The sequence below is a fragment of the Rhodococcus sp. PSBB066 genome, assembly GCF_017068255.1.
In the GTDB taxonomy this organism is placed as follows: Bacteria; Actinomycetota; Actinomycetes; order Mycobacteriales; family Mycobacteriaceae; genus Rhodococcus; species Rhodococcus aetherivorans.
The window spans coordinates 795,984-818,889 of record NZ_CP070859.1 but is presented as its reverse complement, the minus strand read 5'-3'; the positions used below and the strand labels follow the sequence as shown (position 1 = coordinate 818,889).

Genomic DNA, 22,906 nt, shown 5'->3' with positions numbered 1-22,906 from the left:
GGATCGGTCGTCGTCGATCCGCGGTCAGCTCTTCCGCTTGCGGAGGAACTGGGTGGACTCGAGCGCCTTGGCTCGTTTTTCCGCGCGCCGCTCCTTCAGGGTGCGGGCGGACTGTTTGGAACTCTTGACGGCGGGCTTGGCGGCCATTGTCAATCCTTTCCGAATCGGCAATCGCAAACTGGCCACGACCATACCCAACAAAAAAATAAAGTCCAGTTCGCCGGAACGGCGCCCGGCGTCGGTGCCCGCCCGCGGTGGCGGTGCCGCCGGAGACGCGCCGTTTTCGAGGTGGTGGGGGTTCGGGCCGTAGCACGCGCCACCGCCCGAGAAGTCCCCTCCGGGGTATTTGCCCGAAATCCGTTGGTGGTGTGACTCTTTCGAGGGTAATACACTGAGGTCGGGTCGGGATCTTCGAGGGTGAAGGAGAGTCCGATGTCTGCCGGATTCGATCTGGGCGTCGCATTCAGCGCGTTCCTCAAGTGGCTGAGCGTGACGTTCGGTCTCGGTGTCGGGTTGAGCTGAACACGCTCGGTCCCGTGGGGTCGTGTCCGCGCCGGCGATACCTGCCGTGCCGGGTCGGCGGCCCCCGGCGTGTCCCGCAATGCCGTCGGGGGCGGTGTTGCGGGACACGTCGTGCCGTCCTGAACGGTCGACCGTGCGGAACGAGGAACTGCGGCGCGGCGATTCTCGTCCCGACGACTCCCGGGAGAGTCGTCTACTCGTCGACCTCCATGTGACGGATGGAGGGGCCGCCCTTGTGGTCGGTCGAGCGGCCGAGCTTGGAATCGAGCAGGCTGCGGAGGCGGTGCACGGCGCCGTCGAAGGCCTCCTTCACCGATCCCGCGTTGTGGGTGACCGCGATCGGTTGCTGGCCGGCGATCCGCGCCTCGAGGAGACAACGCTTGTCCGTGGTGCCGAACTTGTCCGCGTTCTCGTCGCTGAGGTGGATCTCCACCCGGGTGATCCGGTCGGCGAACCGGTTCAGTGCGGACTCCAACTCCTCCTCGAGGCGACGGGCGATGTCGTCGTCGATCTGGATGTGGCTGTCCTTGTTGAGCTGGATCTGCATCGCGAGCTGTCTCCTTCTCGAGCGCGTCGGTACGGCCGGAGGTCGTTCTCCGTGCCTTCGCGCGCTGCGTCGTGTCGATTCCACCCGAACTCGGTACGGGTGAGCAACCAGGCCGGCCGTGTCAGCCCACCTCTTCCGGTTCCCTGCGCGCGAGCGTGCTCGGCCACCAGATCCGCTTTCCGATGTCGATCGTCAGTGCCGGCACGAGCAGCGACCGGACCAGCAGTGCGTCGAGCAGCACGCCGAACGCGACGATGAACGCGATCTGCGCGAGGAACAGCAGCGGGATCACCGCCAGCGCCGAGAACGTCGCGGCCAGGACGATGCCTGCGGAGGTGATCACCCCGCCGGTCACGGTCAGGGCCCGCAGCGTGCCGCGCCGGGTGCCCACCCGGGCGCTCTCCTCCCGCACCCGGGTCATCAGGAAGATGTTGTAGTCGATGCCCAGCGCGACGAGGAAGACGAAGCCGAACAGCGGCACCACCGGGTCGGCGCCGGGGAACCCGAGCAGATGGTCGAAGACCAGCGACGACACGCCGAGGGTCGCCGCGAAGGACACGACGACCGTCAGCATCAGCAGCACCGGCGCGACGAGTGCCCGCAGCAGCAGGATCAGGATCAGCAGCACCACCGCGATGACGACGGGAATGATCACCGTGCGGTCGCGGGTGGCGGTGTTCTTGGTGTCCAGATCGACCGCCGTGGTCCCGCCCACGAGGGCCTCGGCCCCCGGCACTCCGCCGACCGCGTCGCGAATGCGCTCGACGGTGTTCTCGGCGGCCGGCGAGTCGGCGGGATCCGAGAGGGTCGCCTGCAGCGCGACGCGGCCGTCGACGACGGTCGTCGCACCGTCCGGGCCGGTCACCGGCGCCACCTCGGTGACGCCCTCGACGCGGGCGGCGGCGGCGACGTCGCCGGCCGCGGACTCGCGGGTGATGATCACGGTGGGGGAGCCGGTGCCGGCGTCGAAGTGCCTGCCGAGCATCTCCTGGCCGGTCACGTAGTCGGTCTCGAGCAGGAAGATCTCCGACTGGGCGACGCCGTCGGCCTTGAACTGCGGCAGCAGCATCGCGAAGCCGACGAGGACGAGGCTCGACACCACCCAGATCCGCCGCGGATGGGCGCCGACCCGCTGTGCGAGCCCGTTCCAGAACCGGTGCGCCGACGCCAGGTCGTCCCGATCGGCGTCGGGGTCGGCCGTCGGCCGCTTCGGCCAGAACGCGGCCCGGCCGAGGAGCACCAGTGCGGACGGCAGGAACGTCATGGAGGCGACGAACGAGGCGACGATGCCGATCGCGGCGACGGGGCCGAGGCCGCGGTTGGAGTTCAGGTCGGAGAGCAACAGGCACAGCACGCCGGCGATGACGGTGCCCGCCGACGCGGCGATCGGTTCCAGCGTGGCCCGCCACGCAGTGCGCATCGCGGCGAACCGGTCCTGTTCGAGGCGCAGTTCCTCGCGGTAGCGGGACACCAGCAGCAGCGCATAGTCGGTCGCGGCGCCGAAGACGAGGATGAACAGGATGCCCTGGCTCTGTCCGTTGAGGGCGATGACGTCGGCGTCGGCCAGCAGGTACACGAGCAGGCTCGCCAGCGCGAGGGCGAACACCGCCGAGAGGATCACCACGAACGGCAGCAGGGGACTGCGGTAGACGACGACGAGGATCAGCAGCACCACCCCACCGGCGACCAGCAGCAGCAGGCCGTCGATGCCCTCGAACGCCGTCGTCAGATCGGCGATCTGCCCGGCGGGACCGGTGACGTAGATCGTCAGCCCCTCGGGCGGATCGGCAAGCTCGGCGCGCAGTTCGTCGACGGCGTCCCCGACCTCTCCGGTGCTGTCGATCGGCACGATCATCCGCGCGGCCTGACCGTCCTGCGACGGGACCGGCGGCGGGCCGGCCGACGCCCCCGCGAGGTAGGCAAGGTCGTCGGGGGTGATGCCGGAGGGGCGTTCGGCGACGACGATCGCGGGCACGTACCGGGTGTCGGTGAAGTCCGCATAGAGCTCGCCCGCCCGGGTGGATTCCGCGGAGGCCGGGAGGAACGAACTGTTGTCGTTCTGCTGGACTTCGCTGAGCTTGCCGGCGAAGGGACCGCCGGCGCCGGCGATCGCGAGCCACGCGATGAGCAGCAGCGCCGGCAGCAGCCAGCGGATGCGACGAGGTGAACGCGCCGGCGCGGTGACGGTGTTCAATCTTCCTCCAGGAGAATGCGAGTACGCCGAGCCCAGATTACTCAGCTAGCTGAACAATAGTGAAAAGGTATCTCATGACCGACGATCTCGAGAGCTGGCCGACCGGCCGGCTGCTGTCCACGGCCGCCCGGCTGGTGGAGCAGGCCTGGGAATCGACTCTGCGCGCCCACGGTCTCACCCACGCCGGGCTGGTGGCCCTGCACACGATCGCCGACGGTCCGCGCTCCCAGCGGGAGATCGCCCGGGCCTGCCGCGTGACCGACCAGACGATGAGCCGGACCGTCGAGCACCTCGAGCGGTCCGGATTCGCCACGCGCACCGTCGATCCCGCCGACGAGCGGCGCATGCGCGTCCGGATCACCGAATCGGGGTACGAGCTGTACCGGGCGATGATCGAACTCGAGCGCACCGATGCGCAACCGACCGCGGTGGTGTCCGACCCCGCCACCTTGCGCTCCCTTCTGATCGAACTGGTCCGATCGGCACAGCGCTGAGCCGCCGCGAGGTGCGGGCGATTCCGTCCCCCGGGTCAGCCCAGCGGCAGTTGGGCGAAGATCTGCGTCGGCTGCGCCGACCCGCCCGGCGGTTCGATGCTGAATGCCAGGGCGGTCGAATGCCCGACACCCTCGAGGACGGCCGTGGTGGACGGCGCCACCGCCTCGGCGTCCATGATGCCCGCGGACTCCGGGCCCTCGGGGGTGATCAGCCACATCTGGTAGACGCTGCCCTCGGCGGGCGGCGCCACGTTGTTCATCACCAGCACCCCGGCGTCGGCTTCCTTCGAGTACACCACCGTGGCGACTCCGCCGCCCTCGATCTCACCCGACGTGGTGCGCACGTCCTCCGCCGCGAACACCTGCGCCGAGGTGGGTGCGGTGCCCTCCTGCAACTGGGCGACGACGGCGAATCCACCCACGGCGACCAGCAGTGCGGCCGCCGCGGCGAGCAGGAAGTTGCGGCGCCGGCCGCGCCGCTCGTCCAGCGAGATCGGTGCGACGGGCGGCGCCTGCGGGCCGGATTCGGCGGCGATCGCGTCCAGCAGACGCTCGCGCAGTCCGGCCGGCGGCTCGGTGGCCGTCGACGCCGACACCACGGCCATGGTCTCCCGGACGGCCGCCGTCTCCCGGGCGAACGCCGCCGCCACCTCGGGAGCGGCTTCGGCCACCCGGGACTCGATGTCGCGGCGTTCGGCATCGGACACCGCGTCGAGCGCGTACACGACCGCGAGGTCGATCAGTTCGCGGTCCACATCGCCGAAACCGGGCCGGGCCTCACTCGTCATCGCCCTGCACCCCCAGACACTTGCGCAGACGGAGCAGTCCGTCTCGGATTCTCGATTTCACGGTCGGTAGCGTGACCGAAAGTTGTTCGGACACCTCGCGGTACGTCAGCCCACCGAAGTAGGCGAGTTCGACGGACCGACGCTGCAGATCGGTCAGCGTGCCCAGACAGTGGGCGACCTGCTGCCGGTCCTCGCGCCGGGCCGCCTCCTCGCTGACGACGTCGAACGCCGCGTCGACGTTGCTCGCGCCGTAGCGTGCCTCGCGGTCGGCCCCGGACTGCTCGGACCGCACCCGGTCGACGGCCCGGCGGTGCGCCAGGGTGATCAGCCAGGACAGGGCCGAACCCTGGGCGGCGTCGAAACCGGAGGCGGAACGCCAGACCTGCAGGTAGACCTCCTGCGCCGTCTCCTCGCTGTAGCCGGGATCGCGCAGGACGCGCAGGATCATGCCGTACACGCGGGCGCGGGTCAGGTCGTAGAACTCGGCGAATGCAGCCGCGTCCTGCACCGCCACGCGCGCGAGCAGCGCATCGAGTGTGTCGGTACGTCCGCCGACGCCGGTCATCGGCCCTGTCTGCTCATCGAGCGAAAGCCTAGTCGGGCGATTCGGGCGGCTCAAGCCGTCCTCGGCCGGTCCGTTCGGGCGGCCGGGGCCGGCGGGCGAGGCAAGAGTCGAATCGAGCAAGGCGATCACCTCCGGAACGAATTCTCGAGCGCGACGCCGCCGGCCCGATCCGGCCGGCCGGCGCCACCGCTGCCGAGCACTGCGACGTCGCGCGGGGTGTCAGGCATGGTCTCCTCCTGCCCGCCGGCCGGCCGGGGCCAGGGATTCACGGAGGAATTCGGCGGTGACGGCATGCCACCAGCCCGGCTTGGTGAGCAGGAAGTGGCCGGCCCCCGCGAGCGGCCGGAACTGGGCGTCCACGCCGCGTCCGCGGGCCTGGGCCGCCTGGACCGCGCTCAGGCGCGGATCGCACCTCGTGTCGGCGGTACCGTGCACCACCAGCAGCCGTCGCTCGGGGGGGACGAGAGCGCCGTCGTTGTCGGGCCACCACGGTGCCAGCGCGACGACGGCCCCGACGCCGGGCTGTGCCGCGAGGTGGGCCGCCACCCTTCCGCCCATGGAGTGGCCCACGAGCCCGATCCGAACGTCGCCGCGCCGCCGGTGCACCTCGTCGAGGGCGCGCAGGGCGTCGTGGACGGGACTCATCCGGTTCCCGTTCCATCCGCGGTGGGTGTAGCGCACCTGCCCGACGGTGATGTCGTACATGCTCAGCCGGGAGCGCAGGGATTCGGTCAGCAAGGTCATCCGCAGCGCGGACAGGTGCCACGGCCGGGCGGCGGCCGTGCTGGCCGGCTTGCCACCCGGAAGAACCAGCACGTGTGCGCGGGGCCGGTTCGATGCAATCTCCATGCCGGGTGTTCGGAGCGCGGCCGGAATCGGATGGGTCGAAAAAATCTTGCAGATCCACCCATCCGCCCTTCCGTCCGCGCCGAATGGCAGATGACACACCTGACCGACGTGGTCGCAAGGACCACGACACCGAAGGGAATTGGGGCCATGGTTATCAACACGCGAAAGAGCTTGGCGGCAGTCGGAATCGGCGCAATGGCGATGATGGGTGTCGCGGCGTGCTCGTCCGACGACTCGGGTTCGTCGTCGGCCACGTCGGCTACGTCGGCGATGGAGAGCGCCACGTCGGCGATGTCGCCCACCACCGAGGCCATGGCGTCGGCCCCGGTGGGTCCGGGTTGCGCCGCGTACGCCGAGCAGGTTCCCAGCGGGCCGGGTTCGCTGGAGGCCATCGCGCAGCAACCCGTCGGGACTGCCGTCGCCGACATTCCGATTCTGACCCAGTTGAACGCGGCGATCAGCGGGCAGCTCAACCCGCAGGTGAATCTCGTCGACACGCTCAACGGCGGCGAGTTCACCGTGTTCGCGCCGGTCGACGACGCCTTCGCCAAGGTCGATCCGGCAACCATCGAGAGCCTGAAGACCGATACGGCCACCCTCACCACCATTCTCACCTACCACGTCGTGCCCGGCCAGATCGCGCCGTCGGACATCGAAGGTACCCAGACCACCGTTCAGGGCGGTACCGTCGAGGTGACCGGTGAAGGCGAGGAATGGAAGGTGAACGACGCCAACGTCATCTGTGGCGGCGTGAAGACGGCCAACGCGACCGTCTACCTCGTCGACTCCGTCCTGCTGCCGCCGGCACCGCAGCAGTGACCCGGACCCGGTAGGACCCGAGGAGCGACGTGAAACGAATGATCCGAGGCCTCGCGGCGGCCGTCCTGGCCGCCGCGGGCGCCGCCCTCATGGCGGCACCGGCGCAGGCAGCCCCGCTCACCCCGGTGGCGGAGCTGGACGTGAACCGGTACATGGGCACCTGGTATCAGCTGGCCGCCAATCCCGCGCCGTTCAATCTCGACTGCGTGCGCGACACCACGGCGAACTACACCCTGCTCGACGAGCGCAACGTGCGGGTGGAGAACTCGTGCACCACCGTCACCGGTGAGCGACGGGGGATCGTCGGCAACGCGCGGGTCAACGACACCGCGTCGCTGCATGTGAGCTTCCCCGGTGTGCCGTCCCAGGATTCGCTGGACGGTCCGAGCAACTACATCGTGAGCTACCTCGCGGACGACTACTCGTGGGCGCTCGTAGGGGATCCGACCCGGATCTCCGGGTTCGTACTGTCGCGTTCGCCCGTCGTGGACGACGCTGCGTGGCAGCAGATCCGGACCGTGGTCGAGCAGCAGGGCTACAACAGCTGCCTCATGCTCACCTCGCCCACCACGGAGGGCCTGCAGGAGATCAAACCGCTCTGCACCGTGTGAACCGCCTTCTGCGCGTACCGGACTCGTACCGGTGCCGCTCCGCCCGGCCGAATGTCACATTGCATCAGCTCGATCGATCGCATGTGACATTCGGCCCCCGGCGGGGTGGCGCGGGTGCTCGGTTGCGTTTCCCGCGGGCGCGCGCCGGCTCTGTTAGGTTCGATTCGCGACGTGGGTGAGCCCTCCGAGCGCCGGATCCGGCTCGCCGCGACACGAGGAGCTGGTGAAGATGATTCGCGACGCATGGCGAGGCTTGCGCAAGCCCGTGTTCGTCCCCGCCTCGCTGGTGATCCTGGGGCTGATCGCCTTTGCGGTCGTCTACGCAGGGTCGGCCGAGGGGGCGTTCGATTCGCTCAACCGCGCCGTCACCGACGGCGTCGGCTGGTGGTACATCCTGATCGCCACCGGATTCGTGATCTTCGCGCTGTACTGCGGGATCAGCCGCATCGGCAACATCAAGCTCGGCCGCGACGACGAGCAACCCGAGTTCGGAACCCTCTCGTGGTTCGCGATGCTCTTCAGCGCCGGCATGGGTATCGGACTGGTGTTCTACGGTGTCGCGGAACCCCTGTCGCACTACGTGGATCCCCCGCAGGCGGGACGCATCCCCGGCTCCACGGACGCCGCCGCGAACCAGGCGATGGAGCTGACCCTGTTCCACTGGGGCCTGCACGCGTGGGCGATCTACGTCGTCGTCGGCCTCGGCCTGGCGTACATGACGTACCGCAAGGGCCGTCCGCTGTCCGTGCGCTGGCTCCTCGAACCGCTGCTCGGGCGCGCCCGCGTGGAGGGTTCGATCGGGCACGCGATCGACGCGATCGCCATCGTGGGAACCCTTTTCGGTGTCGCGACGTCGCTGGGCTTCGGCGTCCAGCAGATCTCCGCGGGCCTCGACTACCTGGGCTGGGTGGAGACCGGAAACTGGCTCACCGTCGCGCTGATCGTCGGGGTGACGGGGCTGGCAACCTTCTCGGTGGTGTCCGGCGTCTCGCGCGGCCTCAAGTGGCTGTCCAACATCAACATGGCACTCGCGGCGGGACTCGCGGTCTTCGTCCTGCTGCTCGGGCCGACGCTGTTCCTGTTGCAGTCGTGGGTGCAGAACCTCGGCGGCTACGTGCAGGCCCTGCCCGAACTGATGCTGCGCACCGCCCCGTTCGCCGAGGACGGCTGGTCGGGGGCGTGGACCGTCTTCTACTGGGGCTGGTGGATGAGCTGGGCGCCGTTCGTCGGTATGTTCATCGCCCGCATCTCCCGCGGTCGCACGATCCGCGAGTTCGTCTTCGGTGTCCTGCTCGCCCCCACCCTCGTCGCGTCGCTGTGGTTCACCATCTTCGGCAACGCCGGGATCCTGCGGCAGCGCAACGACGGCGACATGCTCGCCGCCGACGGCACGGTGGACACCAACACGTCGCTGTTCGTGCTGCTCGACGGTCTGCCGCTGTCCGTCCTGACCAGTCTGCTCGCGATCGTCGTCGTCGTGTTCTTCTTCGTCACGTCGTCGGACTCCGGGTCGCTGGTGATCGACATCCTCTCCACCGGCGGTAACCTCGAGACACCGAAGATCACCCGTGTCTACTGGTCGGTGCTCGAGGGTGTGGCCGCCGCGGTGCTGCTGATCGTCGGCGGCAGCGGGTCGCTGACCGCCCTGCAGACGGCGTCGATCGTGACGGCGGTCCCGTTCTCGATCGTCATGGTGCTGGCGTGCGTGTCGATGCTGAAGGCGTTCCGGTACGAGGTCGCCACCGCCCCCCGGTACCTGCAGGTGGCCGTGCGGGAACCGGCCGCCGCCCCGGGTGGGCACAAGGCCGGCCACCGGCCGGGAATCTCCGCCACGTTCGCCGGCCTGGATCCGAGCCGGAACGGAGTCGTGGAGCCCGGTGCGCCCGCCCGCCTCGTCGTCGCCGTGCACGAGGTGCCCGCGAATTCCGTCAGCGTCGACGCGCAGACCGGGCAGGTCGCAATCGCAGACGACGCCCACCCGGAGGATCCGCTGGGCGGCGAGGTGTTCGACACGCCGCACTTCGCCGAGTCCGCCGAGGGTGTGGCCCAGCGCGAGGCCGAACACGGGCGGCAGCCCGCGCCGAACTGACGGCCGCGGCGGCTACTGCCGTCCTTCCGCGGGCCGAATGTCACACCGCATCACTTCACGTGACCGTATGTGACATTCGGCCCCGACGTGCGGTGCGCGGTGCCGGCGATGTTCTCGAGCATGCCCTTGAAGATGATGCCGTGGAACGGCACGAGCGCATACCAGTAGATCCGTCCTGCAAGCCCTTTCGGAAAGAAGATCGCCCTCTGGTGCAGCCGGGCCCGGCCGGGATCGAGCGGCTCGATGCGCCACTCGAGCCACGCCCCGCCCGGCGCCCGCATCTCGGCCCGCAGCCGCAGCAGGGTGGGACGTTCGAGGCGCTCGACGCGCCAGAAGTCGAGCGCGTCCCCGGTGTGCAGGGTGCGCGGGTTCCGGCGGCCCCGGGACAGACCGACGCCGCCGGCGAACCGGTCGAGCCACCCGCGGATCGTCCAGGCGAGCGGGAAGGAGTACCAGCCGTTCTCGCCGCCGATGCTCTCGACCACCTCCCACACCGTGCCGGCGTCGGTGTCGCAGTCGATAACGCGCTCGTCGACGAAGACCGCCTCCCCCGCCCAGTGCGGGTCGGACGGCAGCGGTTCGGCGGGGGCGCCGACGGGCGACGCGCTCGCCCAGGTGGTTTCGACGTCGCCGCGCTCGAGCTTGTGCAGGGCCAGACGGACGGCCTCGCGGTAGCCGGTCAGTCCGCCGGGCGGCGGCGGGATCACCTCGTCGATATCGTGTTCGGCGACCACCGCGTCGTTGCTCAGCGACTCGATCAGCGCCCGGCCCAGCGACGGCGGGATCGGGGTGACCAGCCCGATCCACAGGCCCGCGAGCTTCGGAGTGAGGACGGGAAGCACCAGGATGCGGCGCCGGCGCAGGCCCGCGACCTCGGCGTACACCTGCATCATCTCGCCGTAGCGCAGCACGTCCGGGCCGCCGATGTCGTAGGTGCGGCTGCGGGGGAGGGGAGCGGTGGCCGCGCCCACCAGGTAGTGCAGCACGTCGCGCACCGCGATGGGCTGGATCTTGTTGTTCACCCACTTCGGGGTGGTCATCAGGGGCAGACGGTTGCTCAGGTGCCGGATCATCTCGAACGACGCGGAGCCCGAACCGATCACCACCCCGGCCTGCAGCACCAGGGTGGGCACGCCGGACTCCACGAGGATCCGGCCCACCTGCTCCCGGGAACGCAGATGCGTGGAGAGATCGGCCGTGTCCGGGTGCAGCCCACCGAGATACACGATGCGCTGCACCCCGGCCGCCCGGGCGGCGGCGGCGACGTTCTCGGCCTCGGCGCGTTCGGTGTCGATGAATTCGCCGCGCCCGCCCATCGAATGCACCAGGTAGTACAGGACGTCGATGTCCCGGCAGGCGACGGCCAGGGACTCCGGGTCGGTCAGGTCGCCGCGCACGATCTCGACGTCGCCGGCCCACGGCACGTCCCGCAACTTGTCGGGGGTCCGGGCCAGTACCCGCACCCGGTGCCCCGCGTCGATCAGCAGCGGGGCGAGCCGGCCCCCGATGTAGCCGGTCGCCCCGGTGACGAGGATGCGCAGCGGAGGGGAGCTCATCCGTTCTCCACTCATCCGTTCTCCACGATGTGGCCGAGTTGGTGCCGCAGGCAGGCCTCGAGCTTCGGCCGGCGGAAGCGGTGCCCGTGGTCGACCAGGCACCGCGGGACGACGCACTGATCGGCCGTGGCGACCTCACGCGCGCCTTCCTCGCCGAGCAGCAGCCGCGGTCCGAACCCGGGCACCGGCAGCAGCGCCGGCCGGTGCAGCACCCGCGCCAGGGTGCGGGTGTATTCGTCGTTGCGAACCGGCTCCGGTGCAACGGCATTGATGGGGCCCGCGATGCGGGGGTCGGCGAGGGCCCGGTGGTAGACGTCGAGCAGGTCGTCGAGGTCGATCCACGACAGCCACTGCCGGCCGGTGCCGAGCCGGCCGCCGAGCCCGGCCTCGAACAGGGGGCGTTGCAACTGCAGCGGCCCGCCGCGCGGTGTCTGCACGATCCCGGTCCGCACCAGTACCACGCGCAGCCCGCCCGCGGCGGCGGGCGCGGTGGCGGCCTCCCAGTCGGCGACGACGTCGGCGAGGAACCCGGTGCCGCGCTGCGCATCCTCGGTGAGCGGCTCGTCGCCGCGGTCGTAGCCGTAGAACCCGATCGCCGACGCGGAAACGAACGTCGCGGGTCCGTTCGGAGTGCGTGCCGCGAGATCGGCCAGCAGCCGGGTGGGTTCGATCCTGCTGTCCCGGATCGCGGTCTTGTGAGCGTCGCTGAAGCGCCCGGAGATCGAGGCGCCGGCGAGGTGGACGACGGCGTCGATCCCCTCGAGCAGGTCGGGTGCGGGGTCGTTCGGATCCCAGCGACGTTCGTCGTCGCCGCGCGGTTCGCCGCGTACGAGGCTGACGACGTGATAGCCGCCGGTGCTCAGGTATGCGGTCAGTGCGGTGCCGACCAGGCCCGACGTCCCGGTGACGGCGACCGTGGCGGGCCGCACCCCCTGCTCGTGTGACCATTGGTGGGCGGCGAGGTCGTCGGCGAGCTGACGGTGCCGGTAGAGGAAGGTCTGCTTCAGCAGCTGCTCCGGGACGGGCGTGTCGACCCGGTCGGTGACGCGGGTGCGACGGTCGCCGAGGGCCTCGAAGGTGTGCTCGTGCCGCCACGATACGGCGATCCCCGCGGGCAGCGACGTGAGCCCGTCGCGGCCGACGCTGTCGACGAACCGTGCGGGCGGGTCGTAGGCGTCGGGCTGGTGATCGGCGATCCAGCGCAATCCGCCCGGCAGGCCGAGGACGGCCCGGCCCGACTCGAGGGAGTCGGATTCGGTGATCACCCGCAGCGGCTGCCACGGGGGGAGCAGGCGCCTGACCGCACCCGGTCGGCTGTGCCAATCGAAGACGTCGCGGCGTGGCGCGTCGACGACGCTCGAGTACGTGATGCCCATCGTGCCTTCCTCGGCCTGGTCCGGGTGTGCGGGAGCGGCGCCGGGAGAGCTCCCGGCGCCGCCGTGGAATCAGCTGGGAATCATGTTGATGAGAATGGTGTATGCGTTCACCAGAGGAGTGTGGATCGCCATGAACGCCGTTTCGACGAGTTCTCGCATTGTCGTGTTCCTCTCGGTTGTCCGTCCGGGACGGGGGTGGTCCGTCCCATCGGCATTCGGAGCGGTGCGCGGCCCGGATGGGTCAGCCTTTTCCGCCGATCCGCCCGTACCGGTCGAGTGCCACCTGCCGTTCGTGGGCGTGGTCGACGATCGGCGCCGGGTACCCGTCCGGCGGACCGTCCGGGAGCCGGTGCACGCGTTTGCCGTTCACGCCCCGCAGCTCGGGTACCCAACGGCGCACGTATTCACCCGTCGGATCGAACTTCTCCCCCTGCGTGATCGGGTTGAACACCCGGAAGTAGGGCGCGGCGTCGGTGCCGCTGCCGGCGGTCCACTGCCACCCGTGCTGGTTCGAGGCCAGGTCGCCGTCGACGAGCCGGTTCATGAAATGCCGGGCGCCCCACCACCAGGGCAGGTGCAGATCCTTGGCGAGGAAGGACGCGACGATCATGCGGAGCCGGTTGTGCATCCAGCCCTCGGCGAGCAGCTGCCGCATGCCCGCGTCCACGATGGGGAAGCCGGTACGGCCCTCCTTCCATGCGGCGAAGGCACGTTCGGCGTCGGGGCCGCTGTCGTAGGTGATGTGGTCGAAGCGGCGGTTGTAGTTGCGGCGGGCCGTGTCGGGCCGGTGGTACAGCACGTCCGCATAGAAGTCGCGCCAGGCCAGTTCGCTGCGCAGCCGGTTCGCCGCGCCGCCGTGGTCGGATCGCACGTCGTGCAGCAGGGTGCGCGGGTGGATGCACCCGAACTTCAGGTAGGGGGAGAGCCGGCTGGTGCGGTCGAGGTCCGGTCGGTCCCGCTCGGTGTCGTAGTGCGGCAGGTCGTCGTCGCGGAACTCGTGCCAGCGGTGCAGCGCGGCGGCTTCCCCGGCGGCTGGCAGCGTGACCCCGTCGAGGTCGTCGTCGCCGGGGATCGGCACCCGCGCGTCGAGATTGCCGGGGTCGATCCAGTCGACGGTGCCGGCGTCGGTGGCGGCCGGGGCTCGCCAGCCGTGTTCGTGCCACGCCCGCTGGAAGGGGGTGAACACCTTGTAGGGGGTGTCGTCGGGCTTACGGACGCGGCCGGGCGCGACGGCGTAGGGCGAGCCGGTGCGCACCAGCGGGACATCGCCGAGCGCCCGCTCGACGGCCTCGTCGCGGCGGGTGCCGTAGGGGCCGTGGTCGGAACTGATGTGCACCGCGTCGGCGTCGAGTTCCCGGGCGAGTGCCGGGACGACGGTGACGGGGTCGCCGTGGGTGACGAGCAGCCGTCCGCCCAGGTCCTCGTCGAGGGCGCGCAGGCACCGCATGAGGAAGGTGCGGCGCGGGGATCCGGACGGGCGCAGCAGCGACTCGTCGAGCACGAACAGCGCGAGTGCCCGGTCGGAGGTGTCGGCGACGGACAACAGGGTGGGCAGGTCCCGCAGCCGCAGATCACGGCGGAACCAGACGATACCGGGTCGGCTCACTCGTCCAGTGTGCGTGAGAACGGGGCCCGGCGTGGGCCGGGCGGGCGGGTCGAGGTCGGGCGGGTCGAAAGCACTGCGGGTGAGAGACTGGCCTCATGTCCGACGTGTTCGAAGTGCCCATCCGCGACGAGTCCATCCGGCTCGGTCAATTCCTCAAGCTGGCGAGCCTGATCGAATCCGGCGCCGAGGCGAAGGAAGTGATCGCCGAGGGACTCGTCAGCGTCAACGGGGAGGTGGAGGTGCGGCGCGGGCGGCAGCTGCACGTCGGGGACATCGTGGAGATCGGGGCCGCCGCCGCACGCGTGACGGCCGGGGCGTGAGCCTCGAGGTGACGGCCTGCAGCGCCGGTGCGACCACAGCTGCAGTCTCCGAAATCCTCGATCCCCTGCGACGTTCAGGGGAGACGCCGCACCTGTTTGCCGAGGGCGAACAGACGGCGGGCGAGCCTCATGACGGGAATACCCAGCGGAATCAGGATGATCGTTACGCACAGTAGCCCACCGACGAGCCACACCACCGCCGCAAGGATCCCCACCACCGCCCCGAGCACGGCCGTGAGGATCCCCAGCACCGCATTGAGCAGGCCCTTTAGCGCTCGCATGATGACCTCCTGGTTACCAGTTTGCGCGCATACGGGCCGGGGCGCACTCGTTTTCGGTCGACCTCCCCACACCGGCTCGGCCCGCAGGTGATGCCCGGGTGCGGGAGGCGAAGGCTGTCTCGGAGGTGCTGTCAGTCGGTTTCGTCCGGGTCCTTGTCCTCGCGCCGGTCCAGGATGCCGGCGGTGACGCCGTAGGGCAGGAAGCGCACCGACCGGAGCGGGTCGGTGTTGTTCTTGTGGGCGCGCAGCGCCTCGAGTTCGGTGGGGAAAACCTGCTCGACGCGGGCGGTTCCGTCGCCGTCGAGCGTGTAGATCACCCACACGCCGTCGCCGGTCTCGCCGGCGGTGGGCGGTGCCGGGCGGGTGCGCGGCGCGCCGCCGAGGTCGGGGAAGATGCTCGACCACGGAATCCCGGCGTCCGGTTGCTCGACGAACCGGCCGATCTTGGCGGCCAGGTCCCGCAACCCTTCCCCGGCGTCGCGGAAGACGCGGTCGAGGTCTTCCGGGTCGAATCCGAACGGGTTGTTGTCGCCCATGAGGGCCTCCTGACGTCGCGGGCCGCACGTGCGGCCGTGATCCCTCCAGTGTGGGCACTGCCGCCGAACCTCGCCACCATCGGCTGAGAGGACGGCGGCCCGCGACGTCTGGTGGCAGTTTGTGCGGCCGGACCGGTTCCGCCTTGCGGCACGCAGGGAGGTCCGCGCCGTTCGCAGCGCCACGAGCGTGCCGGTTCCCTATCGGTCCTCGGCGCGGACGACGATCCCGTCGTGGTCGCTGTAGAGCATCTCGCCCGGGTTGAACGTGACGCCGCCGAACTCCACCGGCACGTTCTTCTCGCCGGACCCGGTCTGGGTGCTCTTGCGCGGGTTGGTGCCGAGCGCCTTGATGCCGATCTCGAGGGTGCGCAGGATGGCCGAGTCGCGGACGGCGCCGTTGACGACGACACCGGCCCAGCCGTTGTCGACGCCGCGGCCGGCGATGATGTCGCCGACGAGGGCGGTGTGCACGCTGGCATCGCCGTCGACGACGAGGACGCCGCCGTTGCCGGGCTCGCCCAGGGTCTGCTTGACGAGCAGGTTGTCCTGGAAGCAGCGGATGGTGGTGATCGGGCCGGCGAAGACCTCGCGGCCGCCGAACTGGACGAACTGCGTGTCGCAGCTGCGGATGTCGGGGCCGATCTCGTCGGCGAGGTCGGCGGTGGCCGGAACGTCGTTGGTGGAGGGTTCGCTCATACCGCCGAGAGTAGTGGGGTGACGGCGTCCGCTCGGCGTGGGACGGATAGAGACAGATCATCTGCCTCTTTAGATTTCAAACCGGTAGATTCTTGTATCCTAAGTGCCATCGGGGCTGGGATGGACGACGCACACAGGACGGTGAAATGCCACTCGACGGAAGCTCGACGGTCGTTCGCGTGCCCAAGGCAGGTGAACTGATCGCCGCGAGCCTGCGCCGCCAGATCATCACCGGGGAACTGCACGCCGGCGAGCCGTTGCCGAACGAGGCCGCACTGATGGAACGCTTCGGCGTTTCCCGGCCCACGTTGCGGGAGGCGTTCCGCATCCTCGAGTCGGAAGGCATCATCACCGTCCTGCGCGGCGCCCACGGCGGCGCCCGCGTGCAGGCGCCGGACGGCTCGACCGCCGCCCGCTACACCGGGCTGCTGCTGCAGTACCGGGGTGTCCCGCTGGCCGACGTCTACCGCGCCCGTACCGAACTCGAGGTGGACGCCGTCGGCCTGCTCGCCGCCGCCCCCGCCGGGCGCATCGACACGCTCGCCGAACTGGTCGAGCGGGGCGAGGAACTCCTCGACGACCCCGCCGCCTTCGCCAAGTACGACACCGAGGTGCACCGGGCGGTGATGGAACTCGCCGGGAACCAGACGATGGCGGCGCTCGCGGGGATGCTGCTCGACATCATGGACGCACACAATGCGCTGTACCTGTCCACGCGCGCCGATTCGGCGGAACGTCCCGGGGCGTCCGCGGCGTTGCGTGCCAACCGCAAGCTCGTCACGTTGCTGCGAGGAGACGATGCCGAGGCGGCGCAAGCGTTCTGGCGCAGGCACCTCGACAGCGTCGAGCGGTACATGACGGGTGACTCGGCGACCACGCTCGTCGAGGTGCTGTCCTAGGACCCCGCGCTCCCAGGGCACCGTGCTCCCAGGGCATCGCGCTGCCAGGGCACCGCGTCGAGGGGGAGGTTGCCGCGCCGACATGCGAGTGGGGCGCTACGTAGCAGCCCCCTCGGCGCAGGAAACTCCCGCTCGGCTCAGCGCCCGAATCGCCGCTCGTACTCGTTGCGTTCGCGGTCGGCCCGCACCCGCGCCTTCTCGCCGAGCAGGTTGGGGTCGAGGCCGTGCTGCTCCAGGCGGTGCCGCCGCCAGATCTGCATCAGGGCGATCGCGAAGTACACCAGCGGGATGAAGAGCAGCGCCATCATCGCCAGCGGAATCCACACCGGCCCGGGGATGAGCAGGAACAGCGCCAGGAACGGCACGATCGGCAGGGTGAACCGCACGAGGTAACGCATCGTCGCGCCGGGCCCGACGAGGTCGTTGCGGACCCAGTCCTGGAGCGAGTCGGGGAGCGTGCGGCCGAACAGGTATCCGACGTACTGGGTAAAACTCGGTCGCGCACTACTCGTCATGTATCCGAGGATAGGCCGCCTATCCGTACAGCCCGGTGAGCCGGTCGGAGAAGTTGTCGATGACGATCTTGCGGCGCAGCTTCATGCTCGGCGTGAGGTCCCCGGCCTCGACCGACAGCTCGCGGTCGATGATGGTGAACTTCTTGACCTCCTCCCACCGGTTGAGCTGCTCGTTGAGCTGGTCGATGTACCCGGCGATCAGCTCACGGGTCTTCTCGTCCCGGGCGATCTCCGCGAACGACCTGTCGCCCATGCCGTTCTTCTGGGCCCACTCGTGGATCGCCTCCGGATCGAGGCCCACCAGCGCCACGCAGTACGGCCGGCCCTCGCCGTGGACGATGATCTCGCTCGCGTACGGGCACAGGCCCTTGAAGGTCGCGGCGATGGCGGAGGGCGCGACGTACTTGCCCTGCGAGGTCTTGAACATGTCCTTCTTGCGGTCGGTGATCCGCAGGAACCCGTCGGAGTCCACCTCGCCGATGTCGCCGGTGTGGAACCAGCCGTCGTCCTCGAACGCCTCGGCGTCCGCGTCGGGACGATCGTGGTAACCGCTCATCACACCGGGACCCTTGATGAGGATCTCCCCGTCCTCGGCGATCTTGACCTCGGTCTCCGGGAAGGGCCAGCCGACCGTGCCGAAGCGGTAGGCGAGCGGCCGGTTGAGGAACGTCGCGGCGGAGGTCTCCGACAGCCCGTACCCCTCGAGGACGATGATGCCGACGGCATCGAACCACTGTGCGACCTCGCGGTCCAGCGGGGCGGACCCGGAGACGAAGAACCTCAGCCGGCCGCCGAACCGCTCCCGGATCTTGGAGAAGACGAGCTTGTCGGCGACCTTGTACTGCAACCGGTCCAGCAGCGACGGGTTGCGGCCCTCCTGCTTGGCCTTCGAGACCCGCGTTCCGACCCCGACGGCCCAGTCGAAGATCTTCTTCTTGGCGCCGCCCTCCTCCTCCATCATCGCCTCGATGCGCGCGTGGGCCTTCTCGAAGACGCGTGGGGCCGCGCCCATGAAGGTCGGCCGCACGACGGCGAGGTTCTCGACGATCTTCTCGACCCGGCCGTCGATGGCGGTGGGCATGCCCACCTGCAGGGGCAGGCTCAGCAGCACCTTGCCGAACACGTGCGACAGGGGCAACCACAGGTACTGCAGATCGTCCGGGCCGAGAATGCCGAGGGCATCGACGGCGGCGGCGGTGTACGTCCACGCCGAGTGCGGCAGCCGCACGCCCTTGGGCTTGCCGGTGGTGCCCGACGTGTAGATGAGAGTGGCGAGGTGCTCCGGCCGGATCTCCCGGACCCGATCCTCGACGACGTTCGGCGACTCCGCGATCAGCTGCCTGCCCCGCTCCTCGAGGTCGGCCAGGGTGATCACCCAGTCCCCGTCCCCGGGGCCGTCGATCACCACCACCTGCTGCACGTGCGGCAGCTGTGCGCGCTGCTCGACGAGCTTGTCGACCTGCGTCCTGTCCTCGGCGACGACCACGCGGCTGCCCGAGTTGGACACGATGAACCCCACGTCGGGAGCCTTGGTGGTGGGGTAGACCGTCGTGGTCGCGGCGCCCGCGCACATCACCGCGAGGTCGACGATCACCCACTCGTACCGGGTCGACGACGCCAGCGCGATACGGTCCTCGGGCTCGACGCCGAGCGCGATCAGCCCGGCCGTGAGCAGGCGGACACGGTCACCGACCTGCTGCCACGTCACGCTCTCCCAGCCGTCGTCCTTCGGGAACCGGAACGCCTCCGTGCCGGGGCTGGCCGCGACACGATCGAGGAAGAGCTGAGCCACCGACGGTGCCCGCTTCTCGATCTTCGAGTGGTCGACGGGTTCGTCGGAGATTCGCAGCGCTGTCATACCCCGAGTCTAGGAAGGCCGCACGAACCGTGGGGAGGGTTTCGCCTGTTCGTTCCGGCGTCCGGTCCACCCTCACCGCGCCTGCCGGTGCTGCCGGGCGTACTGCGAGCCGCGGCCGCCCGCAGTACCTGCCGCAGTACTTGCGGTGCGCGATCGGGGGCGCGTCCGTGATCGCGTTGCTGAGCGCGTACAGCTGCCATCGGCCGGGCACCCCGGCGAGCCGGTGCCGGCTGTGCGACGTCGTCGCGTGACTCCTCGATGGGTCATGCAGTCACGGCCAGTCTCACCTCCTCGGCAGGGTCGGTGACGGTCTCGACGGGCTTGTCGTTGCGGGGACGAGCCAGGACGTCCCGTCAACGCCAACGGTTACCGCGAGATCCTGGGCTTGGATGCGACTTCCGCCGAGGAGGGGGCCGGCTGGCCGACCTCTTCCCGCTCGCTGGTCGCCCGCGGGCTGACCGGTGTGAAGCGGCGACCTCCGATGCCCTCGCTGACTGACGTCGGGGATCGGAGCGACCCTGCCCGGCGACTTGTGGCAGAGGTGCCGCACCTCTGCGCGACGAACTTCGCGGCTGTCACGCCGAGGTCGTCGTGGCCTGGGGATACCGCCCGCTTGCGGGGACGATGAAGACACTGCTGCATTCGGTCTACGACCAACCGGATGGTGCTGAAAATTTCCATTTACGCAGCTATCTTCGCGAACCCCGTGGTGGGCGTGTTTTCGGTCGCCGGGACGGTGTCGGCGCCGCCCGGTACCGTGCCCGACCGTGGACACGGAGACGAAACCGGCCGACGACGCGCCGCTCGCGCTGCCTGGGACCCCGCCGGGGCCCGCGCTGCCGGACCTCGCGCCCGATACGGCGGCGCGGATCGCCGAGTCGGTGGCGTCGGCGCGGGCCGCCGGCACCCGCCGCACCTACGCCTCCGCGTGGCGGGCCTTCACCACCTGGTGCGCGCGCGAAGGCCACACCGCGCTGCCGGCGCATCCGGTCACCGTCGCCGCCTACCTCGTGGCGTGCGCCGACACCGTCACCGAGGCGGGGGAGCGGGCCTACGCCCCGGCCACCCTGGCGCACCGCCTCGCCGCGATCGCCCACCACCACCGCCAGACCGGACACCCCAGCCCCACCGTCGACGACCTGGTGAAAGCGACGATGTCCGGGATCCGCCGCGGCTACGCCACCGCGGGCGACCGCCCCCGCACCCCGCGGGCGCCGCTGCTCACCGCCGACATCCTCGCCATCGTCGACAAGGCCCGCGCCGACTGCCAGAACTGGGCCGACGAGGTGGTCGAACGCCGCGACACCGCGATCCTGCTGCTCGGCTTCGCCGGGGCGTTCCGCCGCAGCGAACTCGTCGCCTTGAGCTGCGGGGACATCAGCCTGCACCGGCTCGACGGCCTGCACATCCGCCTCCGCAAATCGAAGACCGATCAGGAGGGCCGCGGCACCGTCCGGGCCCTGCCCTTCACGAACAGCCACACCAGTTGTCCGCCGTGCGCGTGGCTGCGGTGGGCGCAGGTCGTCGCCGCCCACGATGCGGGCGGCCGGCCCGGAGTGATCCGGCTGCTCCGCACAGCCGAGCCGTTCGCGGCGCACGTGTGCCGCGGCACCCGCCCCCGCACCGTGCCGGCCTCTCCGTTGCTGCGCGCGATCCGCCGCAACGGCAACCTCTCCGAGACGGCACTCTCGGGGGCGGGGGTGCACCACGCGATCCGCCGCCGCGCCGCACACGCCGGCTACGACCCCGACCTCGTCGCCCAGCTCGGTGGGCATTCGCTGCGGGCCGGGTTCGTCACCCAGGCCTTCCGCAACGGCGCGAGCGCGCACGCGATCATGCGCCAGACCGGGCACACCACCCCGGCCATGCTCGAGGTCTACGCCCGTGAGCACGCACCCCTGCTCGGAAACGCCGTCACCAACCTCGGACTCTGAGCGCTGATGACCAGCACCGACAGTCGCGATCCCCGCACCGGGCTGCGCATCTCGGCCCGCTACCGCCACGACTGGGGATTGTTTGCGGACTGGTGTGCCGCGGCCGACCGCAGACCGCTCCCCACCGGCTCCGAAACCTTGGCGGTGTTTCTGCACGAGAACCCGGCAGCGATCGCGACCCAGCGACGTCGGCTGTCGGCAATCAACGCCGTACATACCCGCCATGGCTACCCGCCGCCGGGTTGTACCGAAACCGTGCGCCGTCACCTCGACGCTGCCCGCGCCCACCGCCGCGACCGCCTCGCTCGGATGCTCCTCCAGCGCGCCGCCGAACTCCCCACCGAAGGCTGGCCCAGCGGACTGTTCGGCCGCCGCGACGCCCTGCTCCTAGTCCTCGCCGCCACCGGCATGACCTTCACCGACATCACCCGGCTCCGCCGCCGCGACATCCGCCTCGACGGAGACGTCCTCGTGGTCACGACCCGGGCCGGCGAACACGTCCGTCTCCCGCCGGATCCCGAGACCGGAAACAGCCCCGCCACCGCGATCTACCGGCGGTGGGCAGACATCCAGACGTTCCTCGACCAGTATCCCGGCACCCACCTGATACGCCATTACCTCACCGACCCGGCTGAAGTCATCGCAGATCCACTCACTGTGAAACAGGCGCGGCAACCGTTGCTGTGTCCGATCGACCGCTGGGGCCACCTACCCCATGCACAACCGATGACACCGCAGTCGGTGTCGACGCTGGTGCGGGCACATCTGTCAGGCCATGCACCGTTGCGTAAGACACTGCCGGTCCCTGCGCGGGACGAGGTCGTTGTCTGGGGCGAGCCCGAGATCGACCTCGACCCGTCCTATTACGAGCGTGGCACCGCCGCCCGCCGCCGCGACCACGAGACCCTGAAGGACCTCACCGATGCTTTCGACGAGATCGAAAATCGAGCTGACGCGCTATTGAAGGAGTTGCTCGTTGTGATGGAGGGAGCACCAGCCTCTGAGCTGGGAAATTTAGGAGATTCCGGGTTTGGGGTTCCTCTCGCAACACGCCTCAGAGCGCCACTTCGAGAGGTAGATGCGCCCGCCTGAGCTTCATTCATGTGCCCGAGCCAACTGGTACTGAAGCGTGTGTGGTAAGAACGCATTGGATCCGGGCGAAGCCCTTGCGGCGGAAGTAACTAATCCTGAGAGGTGCAAGCCTGTTGGCGGTCATCATTATTATCGGCCTGATTGCATATGCAAGAATGGTCGACGCCCGGATCCACTTACGCCGGAAGAATGGTGTCAAAGTGCAAAAACCGATTGACCTTCTGGGGCAGCGTTCATACGACTCGTATCGCTGCCGATTGGAGGCATCTCGGCGACTTAAGAAATTAGGTCACTGGTGGAATGCGGCCCAATTCAGTCTTCCGACAGCCCTCATTTTTGTGTCGATTTTTTCCCTATCTGCGCCCGGAGATCCGTCAGCAATCGCGCGCGTCGTGATTGGAGTCTCGGTGCTTTCATTAGTGGCATCGGTTGTCGTTACTTTCTTAGACTACTCAGCCAGGGCTAAAGCCTTGGAGATAAACTATCGCGCACTCCAGGCTTTCTCGGTCAGAATCGAGACCATGCTGGCGAGCGGTAAAGATATTGCTGACGATGGAGTTCGACTGCTGCAGCTGGAGTATGACTGGCTGCTCGATAAAGCTGAAAACCATAGTTCAGTCGATTATAAAACATATAAGGGGTCAAAATCTCGTTTTTATGAAAAAAGAATTCCAACTCTCCTGCCCGGACTTCTTGTGCTGCTCTCCATCGGTGTGATCGTTTTTGCGATAATCGGTATGTTTCAGTCGGGAGGCTAGA

At 69.3% G+C, this 22,906-nt stretch carries 23 protein-coding genes and 1 pseudogene; 10 read left to right on the top strand and 14 right to left on the bottom strand.

Annotated elements, in window-relative coordinates:
* Window positions 1-24: 24 nt before the first annotated feature.
* From JYA75_RS29080 to JYA75_RS03835, 3 genes are all read right to left on the bottom strand, one after another.
* Window positions 25-147, bottom strand: coding sequence for a hypothetical protein (locus tag JYA75_RS29080; protein ID WP_006931504.1), 123 nt, complete (start codon window positions 145-147; stop codon window positions 25-27).
* 568 nt (window positions 148-715) lie between these two features.
* A complete protein-coding gene (locus tag JYA75_RS03840) occupies window positions 716-1,069 on the bottom strand; it encodes an HPF/RaiA family ribosome-associated protein (RefSeq protein WP_006931507.1) in 354 nt (117 codons plus the stop codon).
* Between the two features lie 121 nt (window positions 1,070-1,190).
* Window positions 1,191-3,263 (bottom strand): MMPL family transporter, encoded by a 2,073-nt coding sequence (locus JYA75_RS03835; RefSeq protein ID WP_029546841.1) that lies wholly within the window; start codon window positions 3,261-3,263, stop codon window positions 1,191-1,193.
* Between the two features lie 74 nt (window positions 3,264-3,337).
* Here JYA75_RS03835 and JYA75_RS03830 point away from each other — a divergent pair, with 74 nt between their 5' ends.
* The gene (locus JYA75_RS03830; protein ID WP_006931511.1) at window positions 3,338-3,757 is read left to right on the top strand and encodes a MarR family transcriptional regulator; all 420 of its coding nucleotides are present in this window, start codon (window positions 3,338-3,340) and stop codon (window positions 3,755-3,757) included.
* 35 nt (window positions 3,758-3,792) lie between these two features.
* Here JYA75_RS03830 and JYA75_RS03825 read toward each other — a convergent pair whose 3' ends face one another.
* From JYA75_RS03825 to JYA75_RS03815, 3 genes are all read right to left on the bottom strand, one after another.
* Window positions 3,793-4,545, bottom strand: a complete 753-nt coding sequence (locus JYA75_RS03825; RefSeq protein ID WP_006931512.1) for an anti-sigma factor — start codon at window positions 4,543-4,545, stop codon at window positions 3,793-3,795.
* The gene (locus JYA75_RS03820) at window positions 4,535-5,110 is read right to left on the bottom strand and encodes a sigma-70 family RNA polymerase sigma factor (RefSeq protein WP_006931514.1); all 576 of its coding nucleotides are present in this window, start codon (window positions 5,108-5,110) and stop codon (window positions 4,535-4,537) included. The genes JYA75_RS03825 and JYA75_RS03820 overlap by 11 nt, the downstream gene beginning before the upstream one ends.
* Window positions 5,111-5,329: 219 nt before the next feature.
* Window positions 5,330-5,959: a dienelactone hydrolase family protein gene (locus JYA75_RS03815; RefSeq protein ID WP_185713393.1), complete on the bottom strand. Its 630-nt coding sequence runs from the start codon at window positions 5,957-5,959 to the stop codon at window positions 5,330-5,332.
* Between the two features lie 147 nt (window positions 5,960-6,106).
* On the opposite strand from JYA75_RS03815, the gene JYA75_RS03810 reads away from it, so the two are divergent.
* The 3 genes from JYA75_RS03810 to JYA75_RS03800 all read left to right on the top strand — a co-directional run bounded on the left by JYA75_RS03810 (window position 6,107) and on the right by JYA75_RS03800 (window position 9,478).
* Window positions 6,107-6,778: a fasciclin domain-containing protein gene (locus JYA75_RS03810; protein WP_029546844.1), complete on the top strand. Its 672-nt coding sequence runs from the start codon at window positions 6,107-6,109 to the stop codon at window positions 6,776-6,778.
* Window positions 6,779-6,807: 29 nt separating this feature from the next.
* Window positions 6,808-7,389 carry a lipocalin family protein gene (locus JYA75_RS03805; protein WP_043802862.1) on the top strand — a complete coding sequence of 194 codons (582 nt, stop codon included), beginning with the start codon at window positions 6,808-6,810 and terminating at the stop codon, window positions 7,387-7,389.
* Window positions 7,390-7,618: 229 nt separating this feature from the next.
* Window positions 7,619-9,478: a BCCT family transporter gene (locus JYA75_RS03800; protein ID WP_221776157.1), complete on the top strand. Its 1,860-nt coding sequence runs from the start codon at window positions 7,619-7,621 to the stop codon at window positions 9,476-9,478.
* A gap of 50 nt (window positions 9,479-9,528) precedes the next feature.
* Here JYA75_RS03800 and JYA75_RS03795 read toward each other — a convergent pair whose 3' ends face one another.
* The 3 genes from JYA75_RS03795 to JYA75_RS03785 form a co-directional block, all read right to left on the bottom strand.
* Complete coding sequence (locus JYA75_RS03795) at window positions 9,529-11,034, bottom strand: SDR family oxidoreductase (protein ID WP_203329721.1); 1,506 nt, start codon at window positions 11,032-11,034, stop codon at window positions 9,529-9,531.
* A gap of 11 nt (window positions 11,035-11,045) precedes the next feature.
* The gene (locus JYA75_RS03790) at window positions 11,046-12,410 is read right to left on the bottom strand and encodes a TIGR01777 family oxidoreductase (protein WP_006931521.1); all 1,365 of its coding nucleotides are present in this window, start codon (window positions 12,408-12,410) and stop codon (window positions 11,046-11,048) included.
* 241 nt (window positions 12,411-12,651) lie between these two features.
* Window positions 12,652-14,016, bottom strand: coding sequence for a deoxyribodipyrimidine photo-lyase (locus tag JYA75_RS03785; RefSeq protein ID WP_006931523.1), 1,365 nt, complete (start codon window positions 14,014-14,016; stop codon window positions 12,652-12,654).
* 95 nt (window positions 14,017-14,111) lie between these two features.
* Here JYA75_RS03785 and JYA75_RS03780 point away from each other — a divergent pair, with 95 nt between their 5' ends.
* Window positions 14,112-14,336 carry an RNA-binding S4 domain-containing protein gene (locus tag JYA75_RS03780; RefSeq protein ID WP_006931525.1) on the top strand — a complete coding sequence of 75 codons (225 nt, stop codon included), beginning with the start codon at window positions 14,112-14,114 and terminating at the stop codon, window positions 14,334-14,336.
* Between the two features lie 74 nt (window positions 14,337-14,410).
* Here the strand turns inward: JYA75_RS03780 and JYA75_RS03775 are convergent, their stop codons facing one another.
* From JYA75_RS03775 to rraA, 3 genes are all read right to left on the bottom strand, one after another.
* Window positions 14,411-14,617, bottom strand: a complete 207-nt coding sequence (locus JYA75_RS03775; RefSeq protein WP_006931527.1) for a hypothetical protein — start codon at window positions 14,615-14,617, stop codon at window positions 14,411-14,413.
* A gap of 131 nt (window positions 14,618-14,748) precedes the next feature.
* A complete protein-coding gene (locus JYA75_RS03770) occupies window positions 14,749-15,153 on the bottom strand; it encodes a hypothetical protein (protein ID WP_050034305.1) in 405 nt (134 codons plus the stop codon).
* Window positions 15,154-15,351: 198 nt separating this feature from the next.
* The gene (rraA, locus tag JYA75_RS03765; protein WP_043796963.1) at window positions 15,352-15,849 is read right to left on the bottom strand and encodes a ribonuclease E activity regulator RraA; all 498 of its coding nucleotides are present in this window, start codon (window positions 15,847-15,849) and stop codon (window positions 15,352-15,354) included.
* A 146-nt stretch (window positions 15,850-15,995) separates the two neighbouring features.
* Between rraA and JYA75_RS03760 the strand changes: the two genes are divergently transcribed.
* Window positions 15,996-16,748, top strand: coding sequence for a GntR family transcriptional regulator (locus tag JYA75_RS03760; protein ID WP_006931543.1), 753 nt, complete (start codon window positions 15,996-15,998; stop codon window positions 16,746-16,748).
* A gap of 137 nt (window positions 16,749-16,885) precedes the next feature.
* On the opposite strand, the gene JYA75_RS03755 is transcribed toward JYA75_RS03760, so the two are convergent.
* Both JYA75_RS03755 and JYA75_RS03750 read right to left on the bottom strand, forming a co-directional pair.
* Complete coding sequence (locus JYA75_RS03755) at window positions 16,886-17,263, bottom strand: DUF5313 family protein (RefSeq protein WP_006931544.1); 378 nt, start codon at window positions 17,261-17,263, stop codon at window positions 16,886-16,888.
* Between the two features lie 19 nt (window positions 17,264-17,282).
* Complete coding sequence (locus tag JYA75_RS03750) at window positions 17,283-19,121, bottom strand: long-chain fatty acid--CoA ligase (RefSeq protein ID WP_203329720.1); 1,839 nt, start codon at window positions 19,119-19,121, stop codon at window positions 17,283-17,285.
* A 352-nt stretch (window positions 19,122-19,473) separates the two neighbouring features.
* Here JYA75_RS03750 and JYA75_RS03745 point away from each other — a divergent pair.
* From JYA75_RS03745 to JYA75_RS03730, 4 genes and pseudogenes are all read left to right on the top strand, one after another.
* A pseudogene (locus JYA75_RS03745) lies at window positions 19,474-19,784 on the top strand (transposase); the annotation flags it as partial.
* Window positions 19,785-19,888: 104 nt separating this feature from the next.
* On the top strand, window positions 19,889-21,055 hold the full coding sequence (locus tag JYA75_RS03740) for a site-specific integrase (RefSeq protein ID WP_203329718.1): 1,167 nt from the start codon (window positions 19,889-19,891) through the stop codon (window positions 21,053-21,055).
* Between the two features lie 6 nt (window positions 21,056-21,061).
* Window positions 21,062-22,147: a hypothetical protein gene (locus JYA75_RS03735; RefSeq protein ID WP_239010526.1), complete on the top strand. Its 1,086-nt coding sequence runs from the start codon at window positions 21,062-21,064 to the stop codon at window positions 22,145-22,147.
* Between the two features lie 113 nt (window positions 22,148-22,260).
* Entirely contained in the window at window positions 22,261-22,905 is a 645-nt protein-coding gene (locus JYA75_RS03730; RefSeq protein WP_203329717.1) for an SLATT domain-containing protein, read from the top strand.
* The last annotated feature ends 1 nt before the right edge of the window (window position 22,906 follow it).